The sequence below is a fragment of the Blastomonas sp. UPD001 genome (genome assembly GCF_003426715.1).
Classification (GTDB): Bacteria; Pseudomonadota; Alphaproteobacteria; order Sphingomonadales; family Sphingomonadaceae; genus Blastomonas.
This window is the reverse complement of the sequence record NZ_QKVT01000001.1, coordinates 2,787,430-2,798,367: the sequence shown is the minus strand read 5'-3', so window position 1 is coordinate 2,798,367 and position 10,938 is coordinate 2,787,430. Positions and strand designations below refer to the sequence as shown.

At 65.2% G+C, this 10,938-nt stretch carries 8 protein-coding genes; 4 read left to right on the top strand and 4 right to left on the bottom strand.

Going from position 1 to position 10,938, the window contains the following annotated elements:
* The 4 genes from metH to DM995_RS14170 form a co-directional block, all read left to right on the top strand.
* On the top strand, nucleotides 1-2,550 hold a 2,550-nt coding region (gene metH, locus DM995_RS14185), incomplete at its 5' end, for a methionine synthase (RefSeq protein ID WP_116969842.1).
* 86 nt (nucleotides 2,551-2,636) lie between these two features.
* Entirely contained in the window at nucleotides 2,637-3,914 is a 1,278-nt protein-coding gene (locus DM995_RS14180; RefSeq protein ID WP_023839326.1) for a cation:proton antiporter, read from the top strand.
* Between the two features lie 67 nt (nucleotides 3,915-3,981).
* Complete coding sequence (locus DM995_RS14175) at nucleotides 3,982-4,923, top strand: right-handed parallel beta-helix repeat-containing protein (RefSeq protein WP_116969841.1); 942 nt, start codon at nucleotides 3,982-3,984, stop codon at nucleotides 4,921-4,923.
* Between the two features lie 160 nt (nucleotides 4,924-5,083).
* Nucleotides 5,084-7,156, top strand: a complete 2,073-nt coding sequence (locus tag DM995_RS14170) for a protein-disulfide reductase DsbD family protein (protein ID WP_116969840.1) — start codon at nucleotides 5,084-5,086, stop codon at nucleotides 7,154-7,156.
* Between the two features lie 9 nt (nucleotides 7,157-7,165).
* Here the strand turns inward: DM995_RS14170 and DM995_RS14165 are convergent, their stop codons facing one another.
* The 4 genes from DM995_RS14165 to katG form a co-directional block, all read right to left on the bottom strand.
* A complete protein-coding gene (locus tag DM995_RS14165) occupies nucleotides 7,166-7,570 on the bottom strand; it encodes a hypothetical protein (RefSeq protein ID WP_023839323.1) in 405 nt (134 codons plus the stop codon).
* Between the two features lie 99 nt (nucleotides 7,571-7,669).
* Nucleotides 7,670-7,957 carry an addiction module antidote protein gene (locus DM995_RS14160; RefSeq protein ID WP_116969839.1) on the bottom strand — a complete coding sequence of 96 codons (288 nt, stop codon included), beginning with the start codon at nucleotides 7,955-7,957 and terminating at the stop codon, nucleotides 7,670-7,672.
* A complete protein-coding gene (locus DM995_RS14155; RefSeq protein ID WP_232824401.1) occupies nucleotides 7,935-8,078 on the bottom strand; it encodes a type II toxin-antitoxin system RelE/ParE family toxin in 144 nt (47 codons plus the stop codon). Before DM995_RS14155 ends, DM995_RS14160 begins: the two co-directional genes overlap by 23 nt.
* A 541-nt stretch (nucleotides 8,079-8,619) precedes the next feature.
* Nucleotides 8,620-10,812 (bottom strand): catalase/peroxidase HPI, encoded by a 2,193-nt coding sequence (katG, locus tag DM995_RS14150; protein WP_116969837.1) that lies wholly within the window; start codon nucleotides 10,810-10,812, stop codon nucleotides 8,620-8,622.
* Nucleotides 10,813-10,938: the final 126 nt, after the last annotated feature.

Below are 10,938 nucleotides of genomic sequence, written 5' to 3'. Positions count from 1 at the left end.
GTTACAGGATCGGCCAGGTTCAAGAAGCTGATCATGGAAGACCGCTATGAAGAGGCGGTCGAGGTCGCGCGCCAGCAGGTCGAGAACGGCGCGCAGATCATCGACATCAACATGGACGAAGGCCTGCTCGACGCGCATGCCGCGATGACGCGCTATCTCAAGCTGATCGCCGCCGAACCCGATATCGCGCGCGTGCCGTTCATGATCGATTCGTCCAAATGGTCGGTGATCGAGGCGGGGCTGAAATGCGTCTCGGGCAAGCCGATCGTCAATTCGATCAGCATGAAGGAAGGCGAGGAAGAATTCCTCAAGCACGCGCGCATCTGCATGGACTATGGCGCGGCGGTCGTGGTCATGGCGTTCGACGAGGTCGGCCAGGCCGACACCAAGGACCGCAAGGTCGAGATCTGCGAGCGCGCCTACAGGCTGCTCACCGGAATCGGCTTTCCGCCCGAGGACATCATCTTCGACCCCAATATCTTTGCGGTCGCCACCGGCATCGACGAGCATCGCCGCTATGCGATCGACTTTATCGAGGCGTGCCGCGAGATCAAGCAGCGCTGCCCGCACGTGCATATCTCGGGCGGCGTCTCCAACCTGTCGTTCAGCTTCCGCGGCAACGAGCCGGTGCGCCGCGCGATGCACAGCGTGTTCCTGTACCACGCGATCAAGGCGGGCATGGACATGGGCATCGTCAATGCCGGCCAGCTCGACATCTATGACGATATCGACCCCGTGCTGCGCGAAGCGTGCGAGGACGTGATCTGGGACCGCACCGAGGACGCGACCGAAAAGCTGATCACGCTCGCCGAGACCTTCCGCGGCAAGGACGAGAAGGCCGAGAAGGAAGCCGCCGAATGGCGCAGCTGGCCGGTGGTCAAGCGGCTCGAACACGCGCTGGTCAAGGGTATCGACGCGCATATCGTCGAGGATACCGAGGAAGCCCGGCTCGCCGCCACACGCCCGATCGAGGTGATCGAAGGTCCGCTGATGGACGGCATGAACGTCGTTGGCGACCTGTTCGGCGAGGGCAAGATGTTCCTGCCGCAGGTGGTGAAATCGGCGCGCGTGATGAAAAAGGCGGTCGCGCACCTTTTCCCCTATATCGAGGCCGAGAAGGACCCCAATGCCAAGGGCAAGGGCCGGATCATCATGGCGACGGTGAAGGGCGATGTGCACGATATCGGCAAGAACATCGTCGGCGTGGTGCTGCAGTGCAATGGCTATGAGGTCGTCGATCTGGGCGTGATGGTGCCATGGCACGACATCCTCAAGGCCGCGAACGACAACCAGGCCGACATCATCGGCCTGTCGGGCCTGATCACCCCCTCGCTCGACGAGATGGTGACCGTGGCCGAGGAAATGCAGAAGGCCGGGATGCGCATTCCGCTGCTGATCGGCGGCGCGACCACCTCCAAGGTGCACACCGCTTTGCGCATCGCACCCGCCTATGAAGGCCCGGTGGTGCACGTGCTCGACGCGAGCCGCGCGGTCGGCGTCGCCTCCAACCTGGTCAGCGGCACGCTCGCCGAGCCGTTCATCGCCAAGGTGGCCGAGGAATATGAAGCGGTACGCCTCGCGCGTGCGAACAAGGGCCAGAACGACCTGTCGCCGATCGATGTCGCGCGCGCCAATGCGTTCGTCGCCGACATGAGCCAGAAGCCGCCCGCCCCGGTGCAGCCGGGAAGCCACGTGTTCGAGGACTGGGACCTGGCGGACCTGCGCGAATGCATCGACTGGACGCCCTTCTTCCGCGCCTGGGAGCTGGCGGGCAATTTCCCCGCGATCCTCGAGGACGAAATCGTCGGCGAGAGCGCGACCTCGCTGTTTGCCGATGCCAATGCGATGCTCGACCGGATCATCGAGGAAAAATGGCTCACCGCCAAGGGCGTGGTAGGCCTGTGGCCGTGCCAGCGCGACGGCGATGACGTGTTCATCCATGCCGATGGCCAGGAAATCCGCATGCCCTTCCTGCGCCAGCAGATCGCCAAGCGCGAGGGCCGCGCGAACATGTGCCTGGCCGATTTCATCGATCCGGCGGGCGACTGGATCGGCGGCTTCGCGGTCACCGCGGGCCATGGCATCGAGGAGCATCTGGCGCGCTTCAAGGCGGCGCACGACGATTATAACGACATCCTGCTGAAAGCGCTCGCCGACCGCCTGGCCGAAGCCTTTGCCGAACGGCTGCATCAATATGTCCGCACCACCCTGTGGGGCTATGCGGCGGGCGAGCAGCTGACCAACGAGGCGCTGATCAAGGAACAGTATCGCGGCATCCGCCCCGCGCCGGGCTATCCCGCCTGTCCCGATCACAGCCAGAAGCCGGTATTGTTCGACCTGCTCAAGGCGACCGACGCCACCGGCATCACGCTGACCGAGAGCTTCGCGATGCTGCCCACCGCGGCGGTGAGCGGCTTCTATTTCGGGCACCCCGAAAGCGCCTATTTCGGCGTCGCGCGGATCGGCGAGGACCAGCTTGCCGACTATGCCGAGCGGCGCGGGGTCGATCTCGATACCGCGCGGCGCTGGCTACGTCCCAATCTGGATTGATCGCAAGCGATTGACTCTGGACCGCTAAACCGCAAACTCCCACCGCAAGCCCGGCTGCGAGGGGTTTGCGGGAGGGGCATCGGCGCGTGACACCGTCTGAACTCAGCGCATATTTCTTCGTGCAGATGGCGCTGATCATCGGCACCTGCCGGCTTGTCGGCTATGCGGTGCGGCGCTGGCTGGGCCAGCCCCAGGTGGTGGGCGAGATGATGGCGGGCGTGCTGCTCGGCCCGTCCCTTTTCGGCTATGTCCTGCCCGATCTGCAGGCCGCGCTGTTCCCGCCCGAAACCAAGAACGTGCTGTTTGTCTGCGCGCAGCTCGGCGTGGGGCTGTACATGTTCCTCGTGGGACTGGGCTTTCGCTCCGATCATTTCCGCGCGCAGATCGGCAGCGCGGCGGCGGTCTCGTTCACCGGCATGGCGGTGCCGTTCATCGTCGCGATCCTGCTTGCCCCCCGGTTGCAGAATGTCCCCGGCCTGTTCGCCAGCGACGTCAACCAGTTCCAGGCGACATTGTTCCTGGGCGCGTGCATCGCGATCACCGCCTTTCCGATGCTCGCGCGGATCATCCACGAGCGCGGGCTGACCGACACGAAGCTCGGCAGCCTCACCCTGTCCGCCGGCGCGATCGACGATGCCGCCGCCTGGACGGTGCTGGCGATCGTGCTCGCAAGCTTTGGCGACGGGCCGGGCGTCGCGATCAAGGCGATCGTCGGCGGGGCGAGCTTTGCCGCGTTCATGCTGATCTTCGGCCGCAGGCTGCTCGCGCCGCTGGGCCGCATCACCGAGCGCAACGGCAAGGTGACGCACTCGATGCTGGCCGCCGTGCTGGTGCTGTTCATGCTTGCCGCCTTTGCCATGGACTATATCGGCATTCACGCGGTGCTGGGCGGCTTTCTGCTCGGCATCTGCATGCCGCGCGGGCTGCTGTCGAACGAGCTCCAGCGCCAGCTCGAGCCGATCATCATGGTGCTGCTGATCCCGATGTTCTTCACCTATTCGGGCCTCAACACGCAGCTGACCGTGGTCAACAATGCCGAGCTGTTCGCGATCGCCATGGGCATTCTCGCGGCGTCGATCCTCGCCAAGGGCGTTGCCTGCTACGCCGCCGCGCGGATCACGGGCCAGGACAATGCCACCGCGATGGCGATCGGCGCGCTGATGAACGCACGCGGGATGATGGAGCTGATCATCATCAATATCGGCCTTCAGCGCGGCATCATCGGCCCGGCCCTGTTCTCGATGCTGGTCATCATGGCGATCGTCACCACCTTCATGGCCTCGCCGCTGTTCGATCTGGTCTATGGCCGCAGGCACAAGACGGGCGCGGAGCCGGTAACCGAAGACCCCGCGCCTGTGCCGTGACGGGACGGCACCCACGTTAACCCTCTAAAATCCGGCATTTCCCAGCGAGCATGGTATGACATTGGGCATGACCACGCTTCGCATCATCCTTGTCGCCGCGCTGGCCCTGATCAGTGCCCTGCCCCTGTTCGCGCAGCAGCAGCGTCCCATGCCCTATCGCATCGCCGAGACCGGCAAGACCTATCGCTCGCTCTCCGAGGCGGTGAACAGGATCGGCGGTGGCACCGGCACGATCGAGGTCGCGCCCGGTATCTGGCGCGACTGCGCGGTGCAGGAAGCGGGCCAGATAACCTATCGCGCAGTCACGCCGGGCACCGCGATCCTTGACGGCGGCGTGTGCGAGGACAAGGCGACGCTGGTGCTGCGCGGCCGCAGCGCGCGCGTCGAGGGGCTAATCTTCCAGAACATCGCGGTGCGCGACGAGAATGGCGCGGGCATCAGGCTCGAGCGCGGCGACCTTGCGGTCTTCAACAGCCTGTTCCGCAACAGCCAGCAGGGCATCCTGACCGGCGAGGATCGCAACGGCCAGATCGTCATCGACAAGTCGAGCTTCTCGGGGCTCGGCCTGTGCGCATCGGACTGCGCGCATTCGATCTATATCGGCGATTACGGATCGCTCACTGTCACCCGCTCGCGCTTCGAGAAGGGCCAGGGCGGCCATTACGTCAAGAGCCGGGCGGGCCAGGTGTCGATCACCGATTCGAGCTTCGACGACAGCCAGGGCAATGGCAGCAACTACATGATCGACCTGCCCGGCGGCGCGAGCGGCGAGATCACCCGCAACATCTTCGTCCAGGGGCAGAACAAGGAAAACTGGTCCGCCTTCATCGCGGTGGCCGCCGAGGGCCGCGCGTACAGTTCGGCGGGCCTGCAGATCCATGGCAATGACGCCAGCCTCGCCCCCGGCGTCGAGCGCGCCACCTGGTTCGTCGCCAACTGGAGCCGCGACCGCATCCCGCTCGGCGAGAACCGGCTGGGCCGCGGATTGAGCGCTTACGACCAGCGGTAAGCCGAACGCTTCTCGCCCTCACCCTTCCCACACCGCTGCGCGGCGTGGGCCCCTTCCCTCTCCCGCCGGGAGAGGGAGGGAGGCGCAAAGCGCCGGAAGGGTGAGGGCGAGCAAGCTTTCGCCATTGGCGAGCGCTTCGAAACGCACTACATCCCGCCGCATGGTATCGGCCCTGCTCCGCGCGTTTCTGGCCCTGTTGGTGGCAAGCCTGGCCCTGCCCGCCAGCGCGCAGCCGCTCCAGCGCGGACCCAATAATATCGCCGCAGCCTTGGTCGCCGAAAGCGCCGCACCTGCCCCCGGCAGCACGGTCGATCTCGCCTTTGCCATGACGCCGAAGGCTGGCTGGCACGGATACTGGGAAAATCCGGGCGACGCGGGGCTGGGCATGACGCTCGAATGGTCCTTGCCCAGGGGCGTGACCGTTGGTCCCTTGCGCTATCCCGTACCGCAGACGCTGATCATCGCCGGGTTGATGAACCATGTCTACGAAGGCCCCTATGCGCCGCTGGTCGCGCTGAGGCTCGATCCCGCGCTCGCCCCCGGCACGGTGCTGCCGATCCGCGTCAAGGCCGATTGGCTGGCGTGCACCGACGAGATCTGCGTGCCCGAAAGCGCGACGCTGACCACCCGCCTGACCGTGGGCCAGGGCGGCATCGACAAGGCCGCGCGCGCCCGCTTCGACGCGTGGCGGCAGCGATTGCCCGCGCCGCTCGGGTCCGAGGCGACCTTTGCACGCGACGGCAAGATCCTGCGCATCGCCATCCCCTTCCCCGCTGCCGGCGCGATCGACACACCGCATTTCTTCGCGCGCACCGACAAGGCGCTCCGCTACGGAGCGCCGCAAGCCTTTTTCCGCGATGGCGACCGGCTGATCGTCGAGACCGAAGTCGCGGGCACTGACGCTGCGGAAATCGGCGGCCTGCTTCGCATCGGCGAGAATCTGGGGCTCGATCTGGTGGCCAGGCCTGGCGCCGTGGCCCCCGGTGGCACGCGGATCGACACTGCATCCGCCGCAGCGCCTGTGCAGGGCGATATGCTCGTTCTTCTCGCTACCGCACTGGGCGGCGCGCTGCTCGGCGGGCTGCTGCTCAACGTCATGCCCTGCGTCTTCCCGATCCTCAGCCTCAAGGCGATCAGCCTCGCCAAAGCGGGCGGCGACGAGCGTGCGGCGCGGCACGATGCTTTGGCCTATACCGCAGGGATCGTGCTGGTGTGCCTGGGGCTGGGCGGGCTGCTGCTCGCGCTCCGCGCAGGCGGAGAGCAGATCGGCTGGGCGTTCCAGCTGCAGGACCCGCGCATCACCCTGGGCCTGCTGCTGCTCGTCACCGCGATTGCGTTCAACCTGGCCGGGCTGTTCGAATTCGCGACCGTCTCGGCGGGCGGCAGCCTGACGCAGAAACAGGGCGCCGCGGGATCGTTCTGGACCGGTGCGCTCGCCGCGTTCGTCGCGACGCCGTGCACCGCACCGTTCATGGCCGCCGCGATGGGCACCGCGCTGATCCTGCCCTGGCCTGCCGCGCTGCTGGTCTTTGCCGGGCTCGGCCTGGGCCTGGCCCTACCCTTTCTGGCGATCGGTTTCATCCCCGCGCTCCGCCGGATGATGCCGCGTCCGGGTGCGTGGATGGGGACGTTCCGCCGGATCATGGCGGTGCCGATGTTCTTGACGGCCCTGGCCCTGGTCTGGCTGCTCGGCCAGCAGACCGGCAATAATGGCGTTCTCTTCGGTCTCGCCGCCGCGATGGCGCTGGCGCTGCTGCTCTGGTGGCTGGGCGCGCGGCAGAGCGCTGGCAAGAGCGGGTGGATCACACTCGCCCCCTCGCTGGCGGTAGCGGTCGCGGCGATCGTTGCGCTGCCGATCAATGCCGCGCCGTCAGCCTCGGCCCGCACTGCCGACGCGACGCTCCCCGCCCAACCGTTCAGCGAGGCGAAGCTCGCCGAATTGCGCGCTGCCAACAAACCCGTCTTTGCCTATTTCACCGCCGACTGGTGCATCACCTGCAAGGCGAACGAGGCCGCCGCGATCCAGCGCGAGGCGACCGCAGCGGCGTTCAGGAAAGCGGGCGTCGTGGTGCTCGAGGGCGACTGGACCCGGCGCGATGCCGAGATCAGCCGCTATCTCGAAGCGCAGGGCCGCTCGGGCGTGCCGCTCTATGTCTGGTATGCGCCGGGCCAGGAGCCGGTGATCCTGCCGCAGGTGCTCACCGTCGATACGCTCACCGCGCTGCCCGGTTGAAACAGCGCGTTATTCGCCCGCGCGCGCCAGCACTTCGGGCAGATACTGTTCGCCCAGCGTGCCGCAATTGTCGGCCAGCCCTTCGAGATCCTTGGCCATCGCCTTGTCATCGGAGATCATCGCGACCGCAAAGACCTGCGCCTGCTCCTCGAGCGCCTTTTCCGCTTTGGCGCTGTCGCCGCCCGGTGCCAGCAGCACCGCGCCGGTCATGAACGCGGTCGCGAGTTCGGTCGCCTCGCCGCTGGTCTTCTTGTCGTCCTCGGTCACCGCCGCTGCGGCGGAAAAGAACGCGGCGCAGCTCAGCAGCGAATCATAGCCGTCCTTGTCGGACAGGGTCTGGGCATGCGCCGGGGCAGCCAGCGCGCCAAGGGCGGCGGCACCGGCAAGGAGGCGGGACAGATAACGAGTAACCATGCAGGACGTCCGATCAGTCTTGCCCCGCCGGAATGCACGAGGCCACGGTGCGACCCGCTCGAACGATGCGTGCCGCGTTTCGCCGGCGATGGCAAGGGGTCAAGCAGCGTCGCGCGTGACCGTCAGGCGTAACCCCAGCGCCGAAAGTACAGCCAAAAGAGTTTCCAAGGTCGGATTACCGTGTTCTGACAGCGCAGTGTAGAGCGCCTGTCGGCCCAGGCCGGTGCGGCGGGCAATCTCGGTCATGCCTTTGGAACGGGCGACATGGCCAAGCGCGCGCGCAATATGCGCGGCATCGTTGCCCTCCATGGCGGCTTCCAGAAAGAAGACAACATCATCCTCTGTGTTCAGAAATTCGGCGGGATCAAAGGGGGTTATGTCCGCCATCCTGCTTCAACTCCATCGCCATACGCTTTGCCTGAGGGATATCCCGTTTCTGGCTAGATTTGTCTCCGCCCAGCAACAGAATGATCAGACGACCGTACATAATGAAGAACCTGATCTCCATTTTTGCGAGAATAGCAAATAGTTGTATCGCCACCCACATTGCCATGGCGTAGATTAAGACCGACACAGATCATCGTTGGAAGCTCAACCACCACCGGACTCACTTCACGCAAAAACTGATCACGTGGAATTTTTCCATTGCCGGAATAAATTGCCAGTGCGCGATCAACATACGGTTGATGTGACATCCGATAATCTATCGATATTTCCTCGTCTTCATCAGGCGGCGTAATCGTCGCGCTACGCGATCCACAAGCCGCAAGGAGCGTAGCGCAAAGCAAACAAGACGATAATTGACGTCGCATCACTGTAATCTACAAAAGTCAATCAGTATACCAACAAAGACGTCGTGATCTGTCCTCGATGACATCTGCGGGTCTGTGTTTTTTCCGAGTTTCGGTAATCGGCCACACGGCGGCGCCGTCGGTTAAGGAGGCAATTCGGGGTTCGGCGACGGCCGAGGGACAATCGTAACGACCCAACTAAAAAAGCCCCGGACATCGCTGCCCGGGGCTTTCTTTTTCGCTCAGGTCACCACCCGCTCACTGCACATCGAACCGGTCGGCGTTCATCACCTTCACCCAGGCGGCGATGAAGTCCTGCACGAACTTCAGCTCGTTGCCGCGTTCGGCATAGACTTCGGACACCGCGCGCAGCTGCGAATTCGAGCCGAAGACCAGGTCGGTGCGCGTCGCGTGCCAGCGGGTTTCGCCGGTGGCGCGGTCGGTGCCGATGAACTCCTCGTCGCCGCTCTCGTCGACGGTCTTCCAGGCCGTGCGCATATCGAGCAGGTTGACGAAGAAGTCGTTGGTCAGCAGGCCCGGACGGTCGGTGAGCACGCCCTTGCTGCTGTTGCCGGCATTGGCCCCCAGCACGCGCAGGCCCGCCACCAGCACCGCCATTTGCGGGATCGACAGACCGAGCAGATGCGCGCGGTCGAGCATGATCTCCTCGGTCTTCACCGTCTGCTTGGTCGCCAGATAGTTGCGGAAGGCATCGGCGCGCGGTTCGAGCGGCTCGAAGCTATCGGCATCGGTCTGCTCTGCGCTCGCATCGCCGCGACCGCCGAGGAACGGCACCGATACGTCGAACCCGGCGTCCCGCGCGGCCTTCTCGACCGCCGCGCTGCCCGCCAGCACGATGGCATCGGCCACCGACAGGGCCCCACGCAGCTCCTCGATCTTGCCGAGCACCGTCGCCAGCTCCGCCGGATCGTTCACCGCCCAGTCTTTTTGCGGGGCCAGGCGGACGCGCGCGCCATTGGCGCCGCCGCGGTGATCGCTGCGGCGATAGGTCGAGGCCGACGCCCAGGCCGCCTTGATCAGCGCGCTCATCGGCAGGCCGCTCGCCAGGATGGCCGCTTTGAACGCTTCGACGGCCGCGTCCGAAGGCATGGTGCCCGCAGGAACAGGGTCCTGCCAGATCAGGTCCTCTGCCGGGACTTCGGGGCCGAGATAGCGGACCTTCGGCCCCATGTCGCGATGCGTCAGCTTGAACCAGGCGCGGGCGAAGGCGTCGTCGAGCGCTGCCTGATCGTCGCGGAAGCGTTCGGAGATCTTGCGATATTCCGGGTCCATCTTCAGCGCCATGTCGGCGGTGGTCATCATCGTCGGCACCTTTTTCGAAGGATCGCGCGCGTCGGGCGCCATGTCTTCGGGGTCCGGGTTGATCGGCTGCCATTGCTGCGCACCCGCAGGGCTGCGCACCAGCTCATAGTCATACTTGAACAGCAACCGGAAATAGTCGCCGCCCCATTGCGTGGGGTTGGGCGTCCAGGCGCCTTCAATTCCGGAGGTGGTGATATGGCCACGCTCGATCTGCTCGGCATCGGTCGCCCAGCCGAAGCCCATCAGCTGCATCGCCTCTGATTCGGGCGCGCCGCTCAGCTGGTCGGGCGGCACCGCGCCATGCGCCTTGCCGAAAGCATGGCCACCGGCGGTGAGCGCGACAGTTTCCTCGTCGTTCATCGCCATGCGCTCGAAGGTGATGCGCATGTCGCGCGCCGATTGCAGCGGATCGGGCACGCCGCCAGGCCCTTCGGGATTGACGTAAATGAGGCCCATCTGGATCGCGGCGAGCGGCGCTTCGAGCTCCCATCCCTTGTCGGGCTGGATGCGGGTTTCCGCGCCGGTATCGACCCAGGCTTCCTCGGTGCCCCAATAGACGTCGCGCTCGGGCTCGAACACGTCGGCGCGGCCGCCGCCGAAGCCGAAGACGGGTCCACCCATCGATTCGATCGCGACATTGCCGGTGAGGATGAACAGGTCCGCCCAGCTGATATGCTTGCCGTATTTCTGCTTGATCGGCCAGAGCAGGCGGCGCGCCTTGTCGAGATTGCCGTTGTCGGGCCAGCTGTTGAGCGGGGCAAAGCGCTGCTGCCCGCTGCTCGATCCGCCGCGTCCATCGGCGGTGCGATAAGTGCCCGCGCTATGCCAGGCCATGCGGATGAAGAACGGGCCGTAATGACCGTAATCGGCGGGCCACCAGGGCTGCGAGTCGGTCATCAGCGCGTGCAGATCCGCCTTGAGCGCCTGGTAGTCCAGCTGCTTGAATGCCTCGGCATAATCATAATCCGGCCCCATCGGGTCGGGCGAGGTGCCGTTCTGCGTCAATATGTCGAGCTGCAGCGCATCGGGCCACCAGTCGCGATTGGTCCGCCCCAGCAGCGCGCGAACGCCGCCATCCTTGCCGGAAAACGGGCAATTGCCGCCGATGCCGCTTGTTTTCATGTCCATGGCTCGTCTCCTTCATCGAACGAATGACGCTAACATAGGAAAGTTCCGTAACCGACGGAAACGATCAAAGTGGGTTAGCTTAATCGAACTTGTCGATGAATTGGCGACGCGCCCTGGTCCTTGGCG

Bases quoted from the DNA above. Each gene is read 5' to 3' on its own strand.
- DM995_RS14165 (WP_023839323.1), bottom strand. From the start codon at position 7,570: ATGGTTACTCGTTATCTGTCCCGCCTCCTTGCCGGTGCCGCCGCCCTT.
- katG (WP_116969837.1), bottom strand. From the start codon at position 10,812: ATGGACATGAAAACAAGCGGCATCGGCGGCAATTGCCCGTTTTCCGGC.
- DM995_RS14155 (WP_232824401.1), bottom strand. From the start codon at position 8,078: ATGGAGATCAGGTTCTTCATTATGTACGGTCGTCTGATCATTCTGTTG.
- DM995_RS14170 (WP_116969840.1), top strand. From the start codon at position 5,084: ATGGTATCGGCCCTGCTCCGCGCGTTTCTGGCCCTGTTGGTGGCAAGC.
- DM995_RS14175 (WP_116969841.1), top strand. From the start codon at position 3,982: ATGACCACGCTTCGCATCATCCTTGTCGCCGCGCTGGCCCTGATCAGT.
- DM995_RS14160 (WP_116969839.1), bottom strand. From the start codon at position 7,957: ATGGCGGACATAACCCCCTTTGATCCCGCCGAATTTCTGAACACAGAG.